Annotated in this window: 36 protein-coding genes and 1 tRNA gene; 11 read left to right on the top strand and 26 right to left on the bottom strand. The window is 40.2% G+C overall.

Annotated elements, in window-relative coordinates; genetic code table 11:
- Nucleotides 1-330 precede the first annotated feature (330 nt).
- Nucleotides 331-543 (bottom strand): ribosome-associated protein YbcJ, encoded by a 213-nt coding sequence (gene ybcJ, locus DD649_RS06220; protein ID WP_294104745.1) that lies wholly within the window; start codon nucleotides 541-543, stop codon nucleotides 331-333.
- A gap of 17 nt (nucleotides 544-560) precedes the next feature.
- Nucleotides 561-1,418 (bottom strand): bifunctional methylenetetrahydrofolate dehydrogenase/methenyltetrahydrofolate cyclohydrolase FolD, encoded by an 858-nt coding sequence (gene folD / locus DD649_RS06215; RefSeq protein WP_294104743.1) that lies wholly within the window; start codon nucleotides 1,416-1,418, stop codon nucleotides 561-563.
- A gap of 187 nt (nucleotides 1,419-1,605) precedes the next feature.
- Between folD and DD649_RS06210 the strand changes: the two genes are divergently transcribed.
- Nucleotides 1,606-1,682, top strand: a tRNA-Arg gene (locus tag DD649_RS06210).
- 21 nt (nucleotides 1,683-1,703) lie between these two features.
- Here the strand turns inward: DD649_RS06210 and DD649_RS06205 are convergent.
- From DD649_RS06205 to DD649_RS06105, 24 genes are all read right to left on the bottom strand, one after another.
- Nucleotides 1,704-2,861, bottom strand: coding sequence for a site-specific integrase (locus tag DD649_RS06205; protein WP_336429587.1), 1,158 nt, complete (start codon nucleotides 2,859-2,861; stop codon nucleotides 1,704-1,706).
- A gap of 451 nt (nucleotides 2,862-3,312) precedes the next feature.
- A complete protein-coding gene (locus tag DD649_RS06200; RefSeq protein WP_294104739.1) occupies nucleotides 3,313-3,858 on the bottom strand; it encodes a phage N-6-adenine-methyltransferase in 546 nt (181 codons plus the stop codon).
- The gene (locus DD649_RS06195) at nucleotides 3,848-4,192 is read right to left on the bottom strand and encodes a phage protein NinX family protein (RefSeq protein ID WP_336429585.1); all 345 of its coding nucleotides are present in this window, start codon (nucleotides 4,190-4,192) and stop codon (nucleotides 3,848-3,850) included. Before DD649_RS06195 ends, DD649_RS06200 begins: the two co-directional genes overlap by 11 nt.
- A gap of 339 nt (nucleotides 4,193-4,531) precedes the next feature.
- The gene (locus tag DD649_RS06190) at nucleotides 4,532-4,882 is read right to left on the bottom strand and encodes a hypothetical protein (RefSeq protein ID WP_294104735.1); all 351 of its coding nucleotides are present in this window, start codon (nucleotides 4,880-4,882) and stop codon (nucleotides 4,532-4,534) included.
- Nucleotides 4,882-5,058 (bottom strand): hypothetical protein, encoded by a 177-nt coding sequence (locus DD649_RS06185; RefSeq protein ID WP_336429582.1) that lies wholly within the window; start codon nucleotides 5,056-5,058, stop codon nucleotides 4,882-4,884. The genes DD649_RS06190 and DD649_RS06185 overlap by 1 nt, the downstream gene beginning before the upstream one ends.
- Complete coding sequence (locus DD649_RS06180) at nucleotides 5,058-5,597, bottom strand: hypothetical protein (RefSeq protein WP_336429580.1); 540 nt, start codon at nucleotides 5,595-5,597, stop codon at nucleotides 5,058-5,060. The genes DD649_RS06185 and DD649_RS06180 overlap by 1 nt, the downstream gene beginning before the upstream one ends.
- Nucleotides 5,594-5,767, bottom strand: a complete 174-nt coding sequence (locus DD649_RS20075) for a hypothetical protein (RefSeq protein WP_336429578.1) — start codon at nucleotides 5,765-5,767, stop codon at nucleotides 5,594-5,596. The genes DD649_RS06180 and DD649_RS20075 overlap by 4 nt, the downstream gene beginning before the upstream one ends.
- A gap of 319 nt (nucleotides 5,768-6,086) precedes the next feature.
- Nucleotides 6,087-6,425, bottom strand: a complete 339-nt coding sequence (locus DD649_RS06175) for a hypothetical protein (RefSeq protein WP_294104729.1) — start codon at nucleotides 6,423-6,425, stop codon at nucleotides 6,087-6,089.
- A gap of 33 nt (nucleotides 6,426-6,458) precedes the next feature.
- Entirely contained in the window at nucleotides 6,459-6,797 is a 339-nt protein-coding gene (locus DD649_RS06170; RefSeq protein ID WP_166696123.1) for a hypothetical protein, read from the bottom strand.
- Nucleotides 6,798-6,832: 35 nt separating this feature from the next.
- Entirely contained in the window at nucleotides 6,833-7,270 is a 438-nt protein-coding gene (locus DD649_RS06165; RefSeq protein ID WP_336429574.1) for a single-stranded DNA-binding protein, read from the bottom strand.
- The gene (locus DD649_RS06160) at nucleotides 7,271-7,891 is read right to left on the bottom strand and encodes an ERF family protein (protein ID WP_294104721.1); all 621 of its coding nucleotides are present in this window, start codon (nucleotides 7,889-7,891) and stop codon (nucleotides 7,271-7,273) included. It abuts the gene before it with no gap.
- Nucleotides 7,884-8,567, bottom strand: a complete 684-nt coding sequence (exoX, locus tag DD649_RS06155) for an exodeoxyribonuclease X (RefSeq protein ID WP_336429570.1) — start codon at nucleotides 8,565-8,567, stop codon at nucleotides 7,884-7,886. The genes DD649_RS06160 and exoX overlap by 8 nt, the downstream gene beginning before the upstream one ends.
- A complete protein-coding gene (locus DD649_RS06150; protein ID WP_294104718.1) occupies nucleotides 8,557-8,823 on the bottom strand; it encodes a hypothetical protein in 267 nt (88 codons plus the stop codon). The genes exoX and DD649_RS06150 overlap by 11 nt, the downstream gene beginning before the upstream one ends.
- A gap of 46 nt (nucleotides 8,824-8,869) precedes the next feature.
- Nucleotides 8,870-9,019, bottom strand: a complete 150-nt coding sequence (locus DD649_RS20070) for a hypothetical protein (protein WP_336429567.1) — start codon at nucleotides 9,017-9,019, stop codon at nucleotides 8,870-8,872.
- Entirely contained in the window at nucleotides 9,016-9,246 is a 231-nt protein-coding gene (locus DD649_RS20065) for a hypothetical protein (protein WP_336429565.1), read from the bottom strand. Before DD649_RS20065 ends, DD649_RS20070 begins: the two co-directional genes overlap by 4 nt.
- Before the next feature lie 3 nt (nucleotides 9,247-9,249).
- Nucleotides 9,250-9,408, bottom strand: a complete 159-nt coding sequence (locus DD649_RS20060; protein ID WP_336429563.1) for a hypothetical protein — start codon at nucleotides 9,406-9,408, stop codon at nucleotides 9,250-9,252.
- 72 nt (nucleotides 9,409-9,480) lie between these two features.
- On the bottom strand, nucleotides 9,481-9,681 hold the full coding sequence (locus tag DD649_RS06140; RefSeq protein ID WP_294104713.1) for a hypothetical protein: 201 nt from the start codon (nucleotides 9,679-9,681) through the stop codon (nucleotides 9,481-9,483).
- A 62-nt stretch (nucleotides 9,682-9,743) separates the two neighbouring features.
- Nucleotides 9,744-10,043: a hypothetical protein gene (locus DD649_RS06135; protein WP_294104711.1), complete on the bottom strand. Its 300-nt coding sequence runs from the start codon at nucleotides 10,041-10,043 to the stop codon at nucleotides 9,744-9,746.
- A gap of 1 nt (nucleotide 10,044) precedes the next feature.
- The gene (locus DD649_RS06130; protein WP_336429561.1) at nucleotides 10,045-10,248 is read right to left on the bottom strand and encodes a hypothetical protein; all 204 of its coding nucleotides are present in this window, start codon (nucleotides 10,246-10,248) and stop codon (nucleotides 10,045-10,047) included.
- Between the two features lie 321 nt (nucleotides 10,249-10,569).
- Entirely contained in the window at nucleotides 10,570-10,776 is a 207-nt protein-coding gene (locus tag DD649_RS06125; RefSeq protein ID WP_336429559.1) for a hypothetical protein, read from the bottom strand.
- Nucleotides 10,777-10,982: 206 nt separating this feature from the next.
- On the bottom strand, nucleotides 10,983-11,183 hold the full coding sequence (locus DD649_RS06120; RefSeq protein WP_294104706.1) for a hypothetical protein: 201 nt from the start codon (nucleotides 11,181-11,183) through the stop codon (nucleotides 10,983-10,985).
- Nucleotides 11,184-11,653: 470 nt separating this feature from the next.
- Nucleotides 11,654-13,288 carry an SIR2 family protein gene (locus DD649_RS06115; protein WP_294104705.1) on the bottom strand — a complete coding sequence of 545 codons (1,635 nt, stop codon included), beginning with the start codon at nucleotides 13,286-13,288 and terminating at the stop codon, nucleotides 11,654-11,656.
- Nucleotides 13,289-13,473: 185 nt separating this feature from the next.
- Nucleotides 13,474-13,809: a DUF3024 domain-containing protein gene (locus DD649_RS06110; protein WP_294104702.1), complete on the bottom strand. Its 336-nt coding sequence runs from the start codon at nucleotides 13,807-13,809 to the stop codon at nucleotides 13,474-13,476.
- A 29-nt stretch (nucleotides 13,810-13,838) separates the two neighbouring features.
- On the bottom strand, nucleotides 13,839-14,549 hold the full coding sequence (locus DD649_RS06105) for a S24 family peptidase (protein WP_294104700.1): 711 nt from the start codon (nucleotides 14,547-14,549) through the stop codon (nucleotides 13,839-13,841).
- A 107-nt stretch (nucleotides 14,550-14,656) separates the two neighbouring features.
- Between DD649_RS06105 and DD649_RS06100 the strand changes: the two genes are divergently transcribed.
- The 10 genes from DD649_RS06100 to DD649_RS06065 all read left to right on the top strand — a co-directional run.
- Nucleotides 14,657-14,842 carry a Cro/CI family transcriptional regulator gene (locus tag DD649_RS06100; protein WP_294104696.1) on the top strand — a complete coding sequence of 62 codons (186 nt, stop codon included), beginning with the start codon at nucleotides 14,657-14,659 and terminating at the stop codon, nucleotides 14,840-14,842.
- A gap of 109 nt (nucleotides 14,843-14,951) precedes the next feature.
- Complete coding sequence (locus DD649_RS06095; protein WP_294104694.1) at nucleotides 14,952-15,284, top strand: CII family transcriptional regulator; 333 nt, start codon at nucleotides 14,952-14,954, stop codon at nucleotides 15,282-15,284.
- Nucleotides 15,285-15,357: 73 nt separating this feature from the next.
- The gene (locus DD649_RS06090) at nucleotides 15,358-16,026 is read left to right on the top strand and encodes a GIY-YIG nuclease family protein (protein ID WP_294104692.1); all 669 of its coding nucleotides are present in this window, start codon (nucleotides 15,358-15,360) and stop codon (nucleotides 16,024-16,026) included.
- Nucleotides 16,026-16,817 (top strand): hypothetical protein, encoded by a 792-nt coding sequence (locus DD649_RS20055; protein WP_336429552.1) that lies wholly within the window; start codon nucleotides 16,026-16,028, stop codon nucleotides 16,815-16,817. Before DD649_RS06090 ends, DD649_RS20055 begins: the two co-directional genes overlap by 1 nt.
- A complete protein-coding gene (locus DD649_RS06085) occupies nucleotides 16,817-17,545 on the top strand; it encodes an ATP-binding protein (RefSeq protein ID WP_036965326.1) in 729 nt (242 codons plus the stop codon). The genes DD649_RS20055 and DD649_RS06085 overlap by 1 nt, the downstream gene beginning before the upstream one ends.
- A 25-nt stretch (nucleotides 17,546-17,570) precedes the next feature.
- The gene (locus tag DD649_RS06080; RefSeq protein ID WP_294104686.1) at nucleotides 17,571-18,278 is read left to right on the top strand and encodes a hypothetical protein; all 708 of its coding nucleotides are present in this window, start codon (nucleotides 17,571-17,573) and stop codon (nucleotides 18,276-18,278) included.
- A gap of 15 nt (nucleotides 18,279-18,293) precedes the next feature.
- The gene (locus tag DD649_RS06075) at nucleotides 18,294-18,542 is read left to right on the top strand and encodes a hypothetical protein (RefSeq protein WP_336429548.1); all 249 of its coding nucleotides are present in this window, start codon (nucleotides 18,294-18,296) and stop codon (nucleotides 18,540-18,542) included.
- Nucleotides 18,543-18,576: 34 nt separating this feature from the next.
- Nucleotides 18,577-18,825, top strand: coding sequence for a DUF551 domain-containing protein (locus DD649_RS06070; protein WP_336429546.1), 249 nt, complete (start codon nucleotides 18,577-18,579; stop codon nucleotides 18,823-18,825).
- Entirely contained in the window at nucleotides 18,825-19,034 is a 210-nt protein-coding gene (locus DD649_RS20050; RefSeq protein ID WP_336429544.1) for a hypothetical protein, read from the top strand. Before DD649_RS06070 ends, DD649_RS20050 begins: the two co-directional genes overlap by 1 nt.
- Before the next feature lie 160 nt (nucleotides 19,035-19,194).
- A partial coding sequence (locus DD649_RS06065; protein ID WP_294104681.1) for a recombination protein NinB occupies nucleotides 19,195-19,442 on the top strand: 248 nt, incomplete at its 3' end.

The raw sequence follows: 19,442 nt of genomic DNA, 5'->3' as shown, positions 1-19,442 counted from the left end.
AAAAGCTGAAGTCTGGCTGAAGTTTAGCTGAAATACTGATTTTGCTTTTTTAGGCGAGAATGTTGAATAATTAAAAGACTTAAATTGACTTACGCTAGGTGAGAAATAACCGATTTTATACAGGAAATACAGGGGGAGGAGGGGAGGTAAATAGGGAGGTTAGTTAAAAGTTGAGTAAGCTGAATGACGCTTCAGCTTACTCTGGGACTAGTTTTTTCGAGTTTATTATTGCCAATGATAGCGTTTAATTAATCAGTGAAAGATGATTTAAGCAATAACCAACCAAATAGATGCTAATACTAACGTTGAAAAAAGTAGTCCCTAGGTGAATTAGTCTTGGACTTTAATTTTTTCACTACCAAGTGAAACGATTTTTCCCGCTAAAATTTTGCAGCGTTTACGTGTTTCAATTACATCGTCAACTTTTACTTGACCAGCCGCAATCATTGCTTTAGCCATTGCACCGCTTTCTGCCCATCCTTGAATTTTTAGCAAATCGCATAACTCAACATGCGGATGCCCATCAAGATTGAAAATTTCCATTGTTGCTCCAGATTTCATTAAATATCGTGATACTCTTCGCACGCTTGCAGCGTGTTTTGGATAAGGGTAGCGACGGTCATTGGCCCGACACCGCCCGGTACAGGGGTTATCCAAGAGGCGAATTTCGAGGCTTCATCAAAATCAATATCGCCAGTCACTTTGCCGTTGTCTAAGCGGTTAATGCCCACATCAACTACTATTGCACCCGGTTTTATCCACTCACCCGGTATAAAGTTAGGCTTACCAACAGCAACAACGAGTAAATCTGCGTTGCGAACATGTTGTTCTAAGTTTTGGGTAAACCGGTGAGTTACCGTTGTGGTGCAGCCCGCTAATAATAATTCAAGGCTCATTGGACGACCAACGATATTTGAAGCGCCAACAATTACCGCATTTAACCCATAGGTATTAATGTCATAACGTTCAAGCAGGGTGACGATACCTTTAGGTGTGCACGGGCGCAGGCGAGGGGCTCGTTGGCATAGTCGACCGACATTATAAGGGTGGAAACCATCGACATCTTTGTCAGGATGGATTCTTTCAATAACTTTGACGTTATCAATACCCGCAGGGAGTGGCAACTGAACTAAGATGCCATCAATTTGTGAGTCTTGGTTCAAGTCATCAATCAGTTTCAACAGTTCTGCTTCTGATGTCGTGTTGGGTAAATCATAAGAGCGAGATAAAAAACCGACTTCTTCACAGGCACGACGTTTGCTGCCGACATAAATTTGTGAAGCTGGATTTGCGCCAACTAAAATCACAGCAAGTCCGGGCGCACGCTTACCTTTAGATAAACGTAACTGTACTTTTTGGGCAACTTCTTGCCTTATGGTCTGCGCAATCGTTTTCCCATCAATAATTTTTGCTAACATCTGTAACTTAATCCATATATGAGACTCGGGGATGCGTCTATTTTGTCAGAACTTAGCATCAATGTCAGGTCAATCTGTAACATAAAATGAGCAGATAGTTATTTTAGTAGCGAAAAGCCATTGACTCGGCGCTCAGCAACCGTATAATCCAACGCCATCAGCTTAATAGGCTGTTCGCATTTACAATGCGCCCTTAGCTCAGTTGGATAGAGCAACGGCCTTCTAAGCCGTAGGTCACAGGTTCGAATCCTGTAGGGCGCACCATTAATTTTCAATCACTTACCGTCATTTAAAATTCTCCACTTTTGCTAACTGGGACGTATTTGGGACGCAATTACCAAAAATAGTGTCTATTTGCTTCGCATGTTCAGTTAAATGATTAGGTGCTAAGTGTGCATATCTTCTCACCATATCAACTGATTCCCAGCCGCCCATTTCTTGTAGAACCGAAAGCGGCACACCAGACTGAATTAACCAACTCGCCCATGTATGCCGTAAATCATGAAAGCGGAAGTTTTCTATTCCTGCTCTTTTCAGTGCGGCTCTCCATGCTGTGTTAGAATCAACTCGCATTTTTCTAACGCTTGGCGTTAATGTTCCGTCTGGTCTCTTTTTGGATTCGGTATGAACAAAGACCCATTTGTGGTGATTTCCAATTTGCTCTTTGAGAACCTGACAAGATGTATCATTTAAAGCCACGCCGATAGCCTGACCTGATTTGCTTTCCTCTGGATTTATCCAAGCGACTTTTCTTTGCATATCAATCTGATTCCACTCTAAATTGATTATATTGGAACGTCGCAGCCCAGTAGCCAGAGCAAATATAACTACGGATTTCAGTGGCTCAGGGCATTCGCGGATCAGCCTTTGTGCTTCGTGATGTTCTAGCCACCGAACCCGTTTTTCTCTCACTGTTGGCACTTTAATAACAGGTGACTTTTCCAGCCATTTCCACTCGCGCTCAGCAGTTCGTAGTAATGACTTCATAATTGCCAAATGCTTTGCCTTGGTAGCTGTTGTTACTTGTACTTCTGAATAAGCAGGGATTTCCTTTCCCTTACGCTTAGCTGCTTCAGCTTGCTTTTCCCACCGCTCTCTAACCTTCCTATTTCTCATCTTGCTTACAGCTGCATAAATTTTTGCCTCTGTAATATCTTTCAGCTTCACACCTTCGAAGTGATCTAACCAAAAGGAAAGCCGACCTTTATCATCATCCAGTGATTTTTTATCAGCTTTCTCCTCTATCCAACGAACAATCGCCTCCTCAAATGTGACATCAGGGAAGTCACCAAGCTTTTCTATGCGCCACAATTCAGACTTTCGTTTGTCGTGTAACTCCTGTGCTTGCTTCTTGTTCGCTGTGCCAAGAGACTCCTTGATACGCTTGCCGCTTGGCGTCGTGTAATCCCCGTACCAGATTTTTGCTCTTTGGAATATTGACATGGTTTCCTTTCTCCTGTCTCACCAGTGTTCACTGGTATAGTGTGAATTGATTTGTTGGCCGCTGCAATACATGCTGCTCTAGTGAATAAGTAAGGGGAATTTTTCTTTAATGGGTTTTTCTTTGTGAATGCGATCATTCCTTGCTTGCACCACTGTGATAGTGTGTTTTCAGTTATACCAATTATTTCTGCTGCTTCTTTTCTAGATATGGTTATTCCTGTCACCATTAATCTCCTTATCTATCGTCATAACATAGTGATTGAGCCACATATTAGGTGTGTACTTTAATTTCTTATCGGGTGGTAAATATTTAGTGAATTCGGGAAGGTGCTTGAGTAGGGTTTTGGTTGATATTTCGTTGGTTATTTTTTTGTATCCCTTCAGTTCCGTGTGGCATTTCCTTGCCACTGCTCGCAATCCGTTTTCATGCTCCTGTGGTGTCATAGGCCACCTATGCTATTTTCCATTCATTTAATATTTGGTTACCGATATTCATTAATTCATCTCTATCAACAGTGCTAATTATCTTTCGTGGTTTAATGTACGGTCGCCATATTAAAAACATTGAGCCTTTATTATTTCCGTTAACTGGTTTTTTTGTTTCTGCATTAATAAATGATATTCGACCGCCTGTTATTAATCTAACCACATCAACCGTTTCTAATGCAGACTCATACCAGCCTACGGAAGTATCAGACGGAATTAACATTACGACGGGCTGTAATTGTTTTTTACATTGCTCAGCGGCTTTATTAATCCACGGCTGAATTTCGCTATACGGAGGATTCACCCAAATAGCTCCGTAGCTTTCCCAGTCACAATTTAACGAGTCGTCTTTTTCGGTGAGGTAATGAGTACAAAGGTGGTTATTTTTATCTGCGGCGGCATCTAAATAGAAGCCGAATTCAGCGTCCAATGCTGTAAATAAAGGTAGGGGAGTTTGCCATCTATCACGCAATTCCTTTGGTGTATGGCTACCTCCGTAGTCAGCCTTCATTCTCCGCATCCTTCATTAACAGGAATAATTCCATGGCAGCACGATATAAGTTATTGCTTCTAGTTCTTTCGTTGGCGAAACCATACGCAGGTGAAGCAACCCAATTACCGCCGTCGTGTTCTTCTGTAAATACATCAAATGCGGTGCATATCTTATTATCAATAATAATCGGCATTGCATCGGATGGGTTATTGCATGGGTCGAATTTAAACCAGTGGTCTTTATTATTTGACTTTGCAACTACGCCATAGTGTGTTACTTCGGAAATTAACCCCAGCGCCTCAGCAACCTTTTTATTAATCTCGAAGTCAGATAGTTCTGTGTATTTATTCATTGATTAGCTCCCAATATTCACAAATGCTTTTCTTGATGATTCCACCTGCTTCCAAGTGACCAATCACGCAACTAACCTGACTTCTTGAATAGTCAGGGTGGCACAAGTGATATAGTTCTTCTGTGGTAAGCTGATTACATTGAAGAACTTCTATTATTCTCTCTCTTAATCTATTCACTCTCTCATTACCTCACCACATTTAATCTCAACATCCCGCACCATCATTATCTGCATAGCACGGCTCTCGCATTATTGCTGTGTGTATATTTGCTCAGATACAGGCACAGCAGAACCCTGTATTAGCATGGGTAATACATATCCGATTATTTACATGGTTATTTACTTTTGAATTAAATCAGTACGAATATATAACGTGTCAGTTGGGAATTCTCTGTCAGCGCTCCAAGTTACATCGCCACTATATAAATTAATTGGATATACAGGTTTATTTATCTCCTCTGGCTCGGGGTCAACCTGTAGCCATATTAATTCTGGTGCGGTAGGGCAATTAATACTTTCGGGTAAATTACCAATTAAACTCTCGCGTGATGCTTGCCACCAATACCATGCTTGACGTGGAGTCATGAAATAATACTCACCAGTGTCATCATCTATTTTAAATATATCATTGGCATCTAAAGCGGTGCGTTTTATAAATTCTTCTTCAAATTGCTGCCTTGATTTATCCATCACTCCACCTTATTTAGCTCTTCAATGCCTGACTTTGTTAATTTCCATCCATCTTTAGGGTGAAGTTTAATAAGCCCTTTATTCTCCAATGAGAAAATTGATAGCTGATTACTTAACTGGCCATATCCATTACCTACATTTTTTAATGTGTTAATTTGACGCTCTGTTAATTTCATCACTCCACCTTTAATTGCTTAAGAGCTTCACGTATGACATTAAGGCGCGATTCCATTCGCCAATAGTCGGGGCTTTCTTGTTTAGGCCATGGAGCCAGCCACGGCTCATCGCCAAGAAGATCATCATATTTATTAAATACCCCCGAGCTACACACATCCTGTTTTATATCGTCGCTATATTCCGCATCGTCAAACATGTCACGGGCTTCAAACTCGCTAATGTCTTTATTCTTTCGTGATTCAATTATTTGCTTTCTAATGAATGCAATATTATCTTCATTATCAGCATCAATTTCCCTGTCTAGGTTTGAGTCTAAGTAGCCAATCCAATACTGGTTTGTTATCCATAATAAAAACTCGGTAAGTGACATTCCCATACCACCCCAGAAGCATGACCATGACTTTCCAAACTCACTGATAGTTACACGTCCACGGCGATTATCACCATAGTCCTCAAGGTAAACATGGATAGGATCATGATTCTGAACCTCTGAGATAACTAACTTAGTGACCTGCGATTGTTCCACTTTCATATTCATTTCTCAGGTTGCACCCACAAATCAACAACATCACCTGTGAATTCAGCTATAACTTCTAGCTGCTCATCTTCAGATAATTTCTCCCATTCAAATTCTGTGTAGCCAATATCAGTGTTACACGTAGACCCTTGATTGTTTGTTCTTGCATATAACAACATTTGTTTGCTCATATTCATTCCTCTTCATTACCTAAATTTAATCCCATCGAGTAAAATATTTCACTAAAAATACACTTACAATGAACGTATTTTGGTTGTAATCTCTAGTTGGTTCTTTACGATAGATCCGCCCTTGCAATGAATTTTTTAGTGTGTATCTCTTGCCGATTCTCCCATGCATCGGCGTTTTTTTATCTAACTTCCTTGTTAAATCCATGTTATTAACTATGCTTAAATTGCATACACAGAGAAACTATAACATCCCTACACACCCCCTTGCCGTCCGCTCCGTGGCGGCATTTTTTTATACATTGCATCCCTGCGAGTTAAATTAAGCTGTCCGTAGCTTTTCGAGTTCGGGGTAATGTTTGCGGATTAATTCAATTGCTTCTGCAAAGCTAATTTCACCTTCCATCTGCTTATCAAACCAAGTTTGAATATCCTCTGAATTGCCGTCGCTATCTTTCAGGTCGCCAAAAATATCAACCTCGGAATCCCATTCCAAAGCACCGTATAGCCAGTCAGTAGCTTCTTTTACTTTCCCTTTGCTAATTAAAAAAGTAGCGACCTGAACAGTGCTGGCAAAGCGATTTAAAATACAGACGGTAGCATTGCCCATTGCAGCTCTATCCATAATGCTACTTATTTCTTTTTTAAGTTTATCTGTCATATCTATCTCCTGTTTGCATCCTTGCACTGAGTCCTAAATCCAATTAGAGGCGAATTCTATAATTAAATCGTCTATTTCATCGTTTGTTGTCTCTTCATTGAGAAAGAGTCGAGCTTCAGTAATATATTTTTCTCGGTTCTTGGTGAAAAAAGATGAAAACTCAGGAGACCAGCCATGCCGATACCCATTAAAATCAAATTTAGCATTACTCTCTGCTAGTTCCTGAATCATTGAATCAGCGGCGACAATGGCAATATCACGCCAAAACCCTTTCAAATCTCGTTTACGCCAGTATGGTGAAACCTTCGAATCGCAAACATCTTTAAATCCTAGTTTCCAACGACGAATGCAGCGTCCATGTAGAGTTTTCATGGTTATATCCTTTGGTTAAATCACATAGGGAAGGGTCAGAAGGGGATATCGTCATCAAAATCTAACGGTGGTTCGATATTTTGAGGTGCTGTTTGTTGTGGTCGTTGTGATTGTTGAGGTTGTGGTGTTGGCTGCTGGGCTCTCTGGCTTCCTGCCTGATTACCACTACCACCGAAATCTAGCTGATTAACAATAATTACTGGTGCTGATTTCTTTTCTCCACTTTTACCCGTCCATTCCTCCATAACAAACTCACCGACTATTGTTACCTTTGTTCCTTTGGTCAGATACTCCGGTAGTTTTTCGGCTTTAGAGCCAAACATTTTGCAGATAACCCACGATGTTTTTTCATGCTCACCGTAGCCTTGCTTTACTGGTAAGCTAAAAGATGCAATCGCTTTTCCATTTGGCGTCCATCTTTGCTCGCAGTCTTTACCCAAATTTCCGCTTACTGATATTGTATTAATTGCCATTTACGCCGCCTCTTTAAGTTCATTGACTCTAATTCCAGTTAACCGCTTGCACTCTTTTTGTTGAGTATCACTGCCGTTTAGTTCATTCCATACTTTTTTGTACTCATTCATGATCACAAGTTCGCTAGTTGCTCCATGCAAAAAGCCTGTGTAATCACTTAGTATCTGTTCTGTCGTTCTTGGTGCTACATTGTGCACTTCAGCATCAGCATCAATCGCTGTTTCCTCGGTCGGTATGCAAAACGCTTGAAAGGCTGCGTATTTATATGCAATCGACATTGCTTTGTTTGTTGCCTTATCTCCGCTATCCATAGCTTCGCCATACGTTATTATTGTGTGCTTGCTGCCATCCGTGACAGATACAAAATCAAACTCAGCTTTGACCGTTACATAAATTAATACATTCCCTTTCTGGCTAGTTCGCTCACATACCGAGCGCTCAGTACAGCGAGTTAATATAAGCAATCCATGTTTAACTAATGCAGGGGCTAGGGCGTTATAAACCGCATCAATCCCTCTAAACGCATAATTCACGCCGCCGCCTTTTGGTTTTTCCTTGCTTATTCCTTTCTCTGCCAGCTCCTTGGCTACATTACTTATTGCTTTGTATACCTCACTCATCTTTTTTCTCCATCAAATGTTTCATGGTGAATTCGACGTTAACGTCTTTATCTACTTGGCTTAAATACCAAGTGAAATAGCTAGGATTTTCTTTGTAGATATCCTTGAACGTCATACCAAAGTGTTTTCCAAATCCAATTTTGTGCAGAATGGATGGCTGATTAGTTATTTCTAACATTTCCGTATCTGACCATCCCGAATCATCCTTGATCCGTTTAAATAATGATGCTGTTACAATGCAGTCATACAGTGCTCTATGTGCATGCAATCCATCAGGCACATGAACATCCAGTTTCAGTGCGTAGCGTAGGTATTGATTGCTGTGGCTTTCTATCTCAGGCCATAAGCGGCGTGCTAGTTTTAAAGTGCAGATAAAAGGCATATCCATTTCTGGCATCATTCGCTTATCAAATTCGGCGTTATGTGCGACCAGATAATCAGCGCCTTTGTAATGGTCGATGACATCACCGATAAACGGAGAGTCGGCAACCATTTCATCAGTGATATGATGAATAGCCATTGCACTTATTGAGATTGGTTTTTGTGGATTTACAAAATGGGATTGCTGCGATGTGTAATCAATTTCTGCGTCGTTTAAATCGATACTTGCTATTTCAACAATTCCGCTGTCAAAATCGCAAGTTTCCGTGTCAATAATCCTGTATTTAGTCGCCAACTTTTCTTCCTCCCATTGGTAATTGAGGGATATCTCGGTAAGGGTCAAGAACACCTTTAGCCAGATACCTTGCATATCTAGCGAGTTCTTCCTGTTTTCTTTGCTGTTGAATATGTTCCGGCAGAGGAGGGAAGTATTGAGATATTTTTAGGTTAGATTCCCAAGCTCTCGCGGCTTCTCTTTGTTTGCCTGATGCGTTGATATTTTGTGGCTTTCCCTTTCTAGCTAGCCCCATCTGTTGTAAGGCTGATTCCAAGGCTGCCTCCTTGGTTTTGTGAGAAGGGAAGCATCTAACGAGATACTCACCCATATTCACCTCTTAACCAATTCATAGGCACTGATTTAGGCTGAATACCTAAGCTTTCCATTCGATAGTATTCTGCTTCTTCCTCACGTTCCCTGCGTTGCTTCTCGGCATCCTGCCGTTGCTTGAGTTCATCTGAAATTCTCATGCTGCGTCCTTGCCTTTCTTCTCGATTGCCATTTGAATGAGTTCATCTAGCGCTCCCTTGCTAACTGCATACTCAATGACATCTTCAAGAGGGCTTTCCATTGCCCCAAATATCGCGTTAGTGTCACCACGCAAGCTTTTTAGTTCGTAACCTTCCATAGTTAACGAGTGGTTTTTGTATGGGCTTATATCTGGCTTATAGCCATCGGTTAAGATGTTTATTGACATATGTCACCTCGATATCAGCGTTAAAATAATGAGTAGGGCGATAACAACAGCTATCCAATCCCACTTAATTTTGTTTTTAACTTCATCCTTGAAGCTCTCGCTATTCAGTCGATAGCTGAGTTCCTGCCGCTTTAATTCGGTTGTTTCGTTTATTTCATGCATAAGAAATCCCTCACTTATCGATTGATAGCGATTGTTATTGAAAGTGTTCTGGTGTTGGTGCGGCGGGTAAAACTAGAAGTTCTTGGCGTGGTACTCTTCGAGTAACTTGGCGATATCAGATTCTTTAAATGAACCGCCATGCTCACCGCTTGGTTCTTCTATCCATAGCTGTCCATCGCCAAACTGTGAAATCGTTATCTTACCGATAGTTACGGCTTGAACTGGTTTATTGTTATTTGCAATTGGATTACTTTCTGCTTCTGTGAATTTCATAATTAATTCCTTATGTGCGTATTCCTCACTATTAATAGCGATATGAATGATTAAGTGGTGGGTTACTGCTGACCGAGGGCTTTTGCGATTGCTATGCGAGCTTTTTCCATTGATGATTCGTAGCTGTCATTCCAGCCTTGCTTGCGACCATTGCGTTGCATTTCAATCAATGCCTCTAATAACTCTGGTGCTGCTGCAATTAGATTGGCGTTGGCTTCTTGTACAGATTCACTTTCAGGCCAATTAGTAGACCAGATTTCAACCCAGCTGTTATTTTCGCACCCATGAACTGTAGCGATTTGCCCAGTATGGGTATTATTCCTATCCGTTAGCCACGGCGCTGGCGTGTGCTTAAATTTCATATCACCCCCTAGCCTTTAACATTGCATCTGCCATGCGGTAGTAGAAATTTGCGCAATCATCAAGGTCATGGTCTTCTAAGTCATTAGAATATACAGAACCGTTTATATCATTACTTTGAGCCGCAAAATCACCTTGCATTGCTGCCATTGCGAACTTGTCGCGTAACTCTTCCAACTGCCACGGTAAACTCTGTTTATCTGTCATACTCCCTCCGTTATTAACTAAACACGATGCTAGTTGTCATATTTCACGCCACAGAAAGGGCAGAATGAGAAGAATAAAACATGTGTATCAGAAGATACGTTTGCATATTCCTCGCCGTTGGATTTAATCTTTCTGTATTTGAATGCGAAAGGTAGTGATGGTCGAGTTGTAAACACGCCGTTGACATCTACTAAAGACAGGTTTTCCCAGCTTCCGTGAATATATTTTCCCTTACTGCCAATTTTCACTATGGCTCTGTTTTCCATTTTTTCGCCATAAACTTCCAAGCAATCACACATATCTCTATCTCCTATCTATTAATCAAGACATTCTTGGTAGTTGAAACTCTTGCCCAACGCGGCTTATTTCTGTTTCTAATTCAACAAATGCGTCCTTCACAAACTTCGCTAGCTCAATACTTGCGCCATCACTTAGGTTAAATGCCTGTGCTCGCTCAAGTTTCAGCATTTCAGCAAGTGTTTCTCTTGCTATCTGCTTCGATTCTTTCGATAAGTCATGAAAACTCATATTCATCCCCTTGCCGTGACTGAACTGTCACTCATAATCGGCTTGCGTAGCCGTGGTTGCTTGCGTGTGTCGCATTCCTGCGAGCGTTTCTAATCTTCACTAGCTCATGGTCAGTAGCGTCTTTATGATGCTGCCTGATATGCATGGCTGGCGTTCTTGTGTCGAAATCTTTATGACATACCGGACAGTTGATGATGAATTTCACGTTATGCCCTCGCTGTGATATCGCCGTTTGGCATGATTGGCTTGCGTAGTCTTAGCGACTTAGCCTGAGCTGTTGGTAACTTATTCAACTCAAAAATTATCTGAGCCATAACATCGAATGAATTAACCTTCCGTGATTCTTCTTTGCGCTGTTCCATGCGCTTCTCTTTCCTGCGTAATTTATAACGCTGTCTTGAGTTCATAATAAAATCCTCAGTTAGTTAACTTTGGTGATTGGCATAGTCATGTGACTAAATCATGATCCGGCGTCCGGAAGTTGGCTTATGTCACGCCAATCATCTATACCAATCCCAAAGCTAACTTCACTTTGGCCTCCCGTTTGCAAGGAGGAAGCTAAATTATTAAAGAGCATGAGGCGTATATTTCATGTTGCTTGCCTTCGATGGAGTTAATAATACTAAAGGTATTACTTGTGGTCAATACTAATGATATTAAAATAAATACTGAAAGTATTAATTTATTGAATTTAAACGGAATTTATTTTCAAAAATTATTTATCTTGCGAGGAAAATCACACTGGAGGGGAATTGCGGGCACAAAAAAGCCCTCGCTGGGAGGGCTATTGACAATGAAGATACGAATTATTAATATTAATCCACGCTTCGCTCTGGTAGGGAAGCATCTCACCACCATATGGGATCGAAAGGGTCGCTTATAAAATAGCGGCCTTTTTCTCTATATAGGGTATAATTGTCAGGACTTCACCATATGTTAGCAAGTCATAAGCTAGAAATAGCCGCCTAAGCTCTGTTTTTTCTTTTCCATCTGTTGTTGTTTTAAATAGATGCAAAGCGTCTGTTTTTACAAATTTATTTAATTCAACTTTACTTATTAGTTTTATGTTTTTGATTATTACCATTAATTCTTTGTACTTGGTAAGGTTTTCTTTTTGAATTTCTTTTATGGATGTAAGCTTCATTTCTGAGTAGACTTTATCTAACTTAACAGAATTGATTACACCTTCTAGTGTTCCATGGGCGTTTATTCTTCCATTGAGTTTATCAACGCATGACCTGCTTAGATCTAATTTAGTAAAATCACAGTTATTAATGAATTTTGAAAATGGAATCCTAGTTGTAAATGGTTTTTCTATAATAAAATCAATCGCAGGCTTTATGGATATCTCATTATTTTCTTTGATATAATCATCAATGTAATCACTTTCTTTTATGTGCGTGAATACAAATTTTTTGTCACCAAGTGCTACTACTAGATTTTTATGTTTTCTAACGCTTTCTTCTAATTTATCTAAGTCAGATGGTGTTACTAATAAGTTATCTAAATTTCCTTTTTCTCCTTCATTAATAATGAGATTTTTTATAGCTCTTTGATAGCGTAATACATCATAAGGGGATAACCCTTCATCAACTAAACAGATATCATCATAAACTTGCTTGTAGTTATCCGTAGATATTGATGTGTAAGTTATATGGAGTAGCTGATCTGAAGTTTGCTGTTTTAATACTAAGCTTTCATTTTTTTTGTATTCGACTAGTATTATTCTTTCCGATGATACCCTGCCATCTTCCTTTGGTAGCTGAGAAGAGAAATCAGATAGTAATTTTTTAACATTTCTATCGGATAGAGAGTACCCCATAAATATTATTGGGCTTTTTATCATGTTTGATAAAATTTTTGCACTGATTAATATAGATTTTTTATCATATTCATCATAGTCATCTTTATTTATGATGATTGAGTGAGGGTGCGCTACATCACCATGAATTTTATATAGCTCACTCCACCCGACGGTATCATCAAAAAAACCTTCATTACCAATGTATTTCCTAGGTTTTACGCCTTGATCGTGTAGGATGTTCTCTATAAAGCAATCATAATTTGTAGTTACTATCATTTTTGCTTTCTTTAATAATGATTTAAATGATTCATATTCGTTTAAATCAATATCATCTCTTAGTTCCAGCTTCTCAAACCTCTGGCAAATAGAATATTTAAATGGTGATATGTTGTCGTTAAATACTTTTTTTGTCGTTAATCCATCAAGTTTTATATCTCCTGATGAAAATAAGTTGTTGTACTTTTCCTCTATAAAAGATGCTGCTTCAGTATAAATTTTATGGTTAAGATCAGCATCATCAACATGATTAGAATATTTTTTCTTTAAGTCTAAAAGATAACTATAGAAATCATCTGTTTTATTTATTACTTTCCAATATTCTTCCAGCAAACCTTCCCATGCAGGAAAGTTCTTAATGTATCTTTTTGATATACCAGAACCAATGAAGATAATAGGGTAGTTTTTAAAGTTAAAAATAGGTTCTGGCATAAAACGCTCCTTAATTTATTTACACACCCTAAAACGTGTCGTCACTCTTTATCATAGACGGTTAACCATGCTAAAGGCTCTTCAACAAATTGAAGTACATACCCTAGCGCGGTAGCTGCAATGATTAGCAATATCAGCAGCCTATGTTTAGATATAAAGCTAAGTAATTTTTTCATATCAAATAGTTACCCAAAGAAGCAACAAGTCACATCATCCTCGACTATCTTAATTGCCTCTGAGAAGGACGGTATTGATTCTTTGATTGCAGCTATCCATTGGTTAGGCTGAACCATGCTATATAGATTCCAGCTTGTATGAGGGCGATTTAGCACTATCTTAGCAATAGGTGAGTCATACTTTTTATTATTGATGTAATTGACTCGATAAATAGTCACCTCATTACCAATAACACGATATTGCAAATCTACCTCATCCCGAACAAAAGCAGGCGGTCTGCGCTTCATCATAAAGAATTCCATGCACCGTTTAATGTCTGCTATTTCTGTTTCATTGAGTGCCATGCATTCTCCTAAAACGTGTCGTCAGGCCACTAGACTAAGCGCATCATCATCTGAACAGCTACGCCGATGATCTTACAATTTCCATTGATTGGCGTTATTGGCCATGCAGGGTTTAAGCCTTTTAAGAACTTTTGACCGCCATCAATGACCAGTTTTTTAAACGTCGCTTCATTCGAATCAGTTAACTTAGCTATGACTAAACTATTGTTTATAGCCTCTCGACCAGTATCTACGAGCACTAACGACCCCTCAGGAACGCTTTGGCCTGATGCTGCTGTCATAGAATCGCCTTCGACTTTTAACCAGAATGCGGAGCCTTGCACATGCACTTCTGACTCATACCACTCATCTATCTGATCTAGTGTGTATGGCTCACAAGCTTCATTCCAAGACCCTGCTTGAACCCAGCTAATTACTGGATATTTAGGCGCTGGACGATATGGCCTTGGATTAGACACATTTGGAGATAATGCGTTAGTGATCAGCTCAGCTTCTTTAGCAAGGGATGGGCTGAACTCGCTTATAGGTACTTGCAGTAAATTAGAAAACACTGAAGCGATTTGAACGTTAAGTGGGTTTCTACCATTTAGATAATGACCAACCCCGCCCTGACTTATATCAAGCATGTCAGCAATTTGCTGTTGTGTTATTCCTAGCGATTTTTTCTTGGACTCATACAAAGCCTTTAGACGATTGGCGTCATTAAGCTGTTCTGTCGTCAATTTATTCTTATTGCTCATTGTCTCAATTCTAATACCAATGCTATTAAAAGTGTTAATACCATATGTATTGACCTTTATTAATACTTTCAGTATTATTGTGGTGTGGAATAAAAAGGAGATTTACCATGGAAAGAATTCCTTTGTCTGAGTATGTAAAAAATAACAGTCAGGAAAAGGCAGCATCATTAATTGGGGTACATCAGACCGCAATTAGTAAAGCCCTCAGAGAGGGTAGAAATATTTTGTTAACAGCAACCGAGGGTGGAATTCAAGCAATTGAAATCAAACCATTCCCCAGCAATAAAAAATAGTAATACCGCTCTTTAACATTTCATCCGCTCTCCTTGCAAACGGGAGAAACCACAACTCACAGGATCGTGAGCAACGGACTAACTGTAACTATTTAATGGAATATAAATTATGGACTACGCAACTACACGCAATGCACATGCAATTGAATCCCGTATTCGAAAAGGGATCATCTTAACCACACCTAAGCAAGTTGCGAAGGCTGTCGGTGTACACGAATCTCAAATCACTAGATGGCAAGCAGAGAATGGCTTTATCGAGAAGGCGGCTAAGTTGCTTGATGCGATAGGGTTCGACGCACCAATACAAGATGTGATTATTCAAGGTAGTGAGTCAGTGGAGATAGCAAAGGCATTAACGGCAATGCTTGAGTATGTCAGATACCCAAAAAGAAAAACCTCAAAGGCTGCAACCGATGAGGCTCAAATAGAACTGTCAATTTAAAGGGATCAACTTTAAGGAGGTAATTATACATGAATATTAATTACACAACAAATCGATATGGAGGTCGAAGGAAATGAGCATAGGACACCTAGGCGGCATGAACGTTTCTAGGGATATTCGCAAGACAGCCGATTTACCTGACAACTTCAGAACAGAAGGTTGGGTGTATGTTCTTAGTAATGAGTATATGCCCGGTATCTATAAGGTAGGGATGACAACTGTATCCCCCGAAAGTAGAGCAAAAGAACTCTCATCAGCGACAGGCGTTCCAGATAAATTCAAGATAGAGGCATCTTTTTATTCTGACGCACCAGCGGATGATGAATCCTTTATTCACAAACACTTATCTGAATTCAGAATAAATGAATCAAGGGAATTTTTTAAGTGCGACCTAGAAGATATAACAGATATATGTTCAGAAGTTTGCTTGGCCTTAACTGGAACCAAGGTAGAGGATCTCGCTGACTCTTTTGACATTATCTGTTCAGAATCATTAAAAGAGCTAAGGCTTGATGAATTATTTGATTCTTTAGACATTAGAGTACTTGGCTGCAAGCTTGCTACTGCCGAAAGGTTAATAAGACTTGCCGCTCACCTATGCCACAAAAAATTCAATGAATCTCATTCTCTTTATTTTGCTGATGGGGCAGCTCATTTGATTCATAGCTATATCGGGCAGCAGCGAAAGGAATGGGAACTAAAGTATCCTGATTTAGCAAAAATAACGGAGGTACCTTTCTAATGGCCAGAGCAAGAAATATTAAGCCAGGCTTTTTTACTAATGATGATTTAGCAGAATGCGAGCCATTGGCTCGTGTTCTTTTTGTAGGCTTATGGACAGTTGCCGATCGCGAAGGTCGACTAGAAGATAAACCACGCAAAATTAAAGCTATGGTTTTGCCTTATGACGATGCGGATTGTGACAAATTACTCGCTCAATTACATGGCAAAAACTTTATCACTAGATATGTAGTAGATGGAAATGAGTTTATCCAGATTAATAACTGGAAGAAACACCAGAACCCACACATGAAAGAAGCGGCTAGTGAAATACCAGAACAAGTAACGCAACCTATTGATATTGAAGAAGCACCAGAAAAGCACGGTTCTAGTATGGTGCAAGAATCAGAAGAGAACAAAACTATCCCTGCTGATTCCCTCTTCCCTCATCCTGATTCCCTTAACCTGATTCCCTATAACACCCAAGCCGAAAATCCGGCTTGTCCTGATGAGTCAGAAAATAAATCAGCAAGTATTCACCAGATGTCTAGCAAGTATGCATTTGAAGGCGAGGTGATCCGATTAAACCAAAAAGATTTCACTGAGTGGCAAAGCCTGTATTCAAACATCGACCTTGAACACGAACTGAGACGACTGGATATTGAGTTTAGAGCTGACAAACCTAAGAACTGGTTTATCACTGCTAGCCAGAAATTGAATTACCAGAACAAAAACACCAAGTCAGCTTGGACGCCATCAAAGCGCGTTATGCCACCTAGTCGAACCCAAGAATTCATACCGGAGAACTTCTGATGAGCACAGGAATGCAAGCACTGGCTCGGTTTAGAAAGCTGATGCCGGAACACATCAAGCCAAAGTTTGAAACACCCGAAGAGCTCATGGCATGGCAACGAGAGCAGGGCGAAATTGATTCAAAGCGGATCACCGATGCAAATCGTGTTACTCGACTGAATAAAATCATGGGTCGTTCTGGTATTAACCCGTTGCATCTAGATTGTACATTCGATAACTACCAAGCCACTACGCCTGAACAGCAAGCCGCATTACGCAAAGCCAAAAACTACGCTGAGAACTTTGGCAAAAACTTTGGCGGATTTATCTTTAGCGGCAACGCAGGAACCGGAAAGAATCACCTAGCGGCAGCAATTGGCAATCACCTCATACAGCACGGCAAGAGCATTCTAATCGCCACACTGCCAGACCTAATGATGAGAGTTCGAGAAACCTACCAAAAGGACGCCAAGACCTCAGAGTCGAAACTAATCGATGACCTGTGTGAGGTTGATTTACTGGTGCTTGATGATGTTGGCGTGCAGCGAGGAAACCTCAACGAGGATTTAATTATCTTCCAAGTTGTAGACCGTCGATTAGCAAACAAAAAGCCAGTTGGAGTGCTGACAAACCTAGCATTCGCAGAGCTTTCAAAGGTGCTGGGTGAACGAGTCATCGACCGTTTAAGAATGGGTAGCCCGACAACGATTAATTTCGGATGGGAAAGCTATCGCAGCCAAGTTAAGTAACACACCAAATCATAAGGACTTCTAGATGAAACCAATTAAAACTAACGATTTCCAAAGAGGCACTGTTTCTAGACATCCAGCTTTTGGAATTTTAAAGATGTCAGTTACTCAATCTAATGGAACTACTCTTTTTGGATCAAACCTATCACATCAACACTACATGCACTTTCAGTTGGCAATTGGTGAGGAAACCAGAAGAAGTGAGTCAGAAGTATATTATTCAAAAACATACGAAAAAGGCTCTCGGCCAGTTATAGCTGACTTTTCAATGACGATGAGCCAGTTTGTTAATTTAATAACCACACCAAACACTGGCACTGGCGTTCCGTGCACATTGAACTACTACAACACAGGCGACATGGTCAACGCTCCGAAAATCGATATTTCTGAAGCTGAAGATATTACGTCACGCATAAAAAATGACGTCAAGCAGTCAGCAAAAAATGAAGCCAAGGTATTTAATGACGCATTAAACCAGTTGAATGAACTTGTAGCGAAGGGGAAAGCAGGGAAGAAAGAGCTAACTGAACTTTATAACACCCTGCAAAACAGAGTTAATAACTTGCCTGAAAATTTAGCCTTCTCTGTAACTCTGGCTGAAGAGGCTGTAGATAAAATGGTCACTCAAGGCAAGACTGAGATTGAAGCCACAATCATGAATGCAATAAAGCAATTAGGCGTTCAGTCTCTGTCCGAAGGGAAGCAAATAACCCTTAAAACAACTGATGATTAAGCGAGGTGTTGAGTGATGAAATGGTATGAGGAAGCACTTGTAAAAGTATTTAGTAACACTGCTCTGATGTTTCTATTTCAACTTATCGTTTGGGGTCTAGCGTCACTCATGATGGTGATGGAGGAATTAAGTAAATTTAATTTCAGTGCCTACCTAGAATCATTACCAATAGTGGTTATTCATGCGGGAGTGATGACACTTCTAATCAGGATGGCATTCAAGATTCACACTAAAAATATTGATATTAATCATAGAGGTGAGTGATGAAAGGAACAACGTTAACAGAGGGAGGCATCTAATGCAGGGAACTAATTGGGTTAAGTGTTCAGATAAATTACCTGAACTAGACACGCCAGTATTTGCTGGATGGTTTTGGAATGGCAAGTTTGTATGGCATGTTTTCATGCGTTCAGATTCAAGTTTTGAAGGTTGGGTATGGTCGCGTTCTTACTGCCATTTTATCAGCGATAACGATGAGTTTATTGAAGATGACGATTATCCAATAACTCACTGGATGCCACTCCCACCAATGCCAGAGGGTGAATGATGAACGAACTCAAGAAGTGCCTTGAATGTAAATCAACAAAAGTTGGTATCGCTAAAAAACTTAAATTCCCAATGTGGTTTGTAATTTGTCATTGTTGTGAGCATCAAGGAATGGCTCAGCCGTCAGAGCAGGAAGCAATAGCAGCATGGAACAGGAGAGCTAACAGTGATTTACGACCTGAAGTTACCGAACTGGGCAACGCTAAGTAATTGTCCGTTTTGTAATGCACAAGCCGAGCTAGTAGCAGACGGTGAAGGCGTGTATGCAGGATGCGCTGGTAGTGAATGCAGAATAAAGCCAATCACTCTAACTTACGCTACGAAGCGCGATGCTATAAGGGCGTGGAATTGGAGACCGTAGGAGGCTAACTTGGAAGCAGATTTCCTCTTCCACGAATCAACCAAAACCGCAGCATGGCAACACCTCAAAGAAGTTCTAGCAACAAACCAACCACACCGAATAATTATCAAGCCTTGGAAGTCCACACGCTCACTATCTCAGAATGCCACTTTTCATATGTGGTGCGGAGAGATAAGCAAATATCTATGCAAGAACAAGTCTAATTTCACGCCTGAGACCGTCAAGGAGATGTTAAAGCATACTTTTCTAGGCTATGA

Source organism: Providencia sp. (assembly GCF_003533305.1).
GTDB lineage: Bacteria > Pseudomonadota > Gammaproteobacteria > Enterobacterales > Enterobacteriaceae > Providencia.
This window is presented reverse-complemented; position numbering and strand designations above follow the sequence as displayed.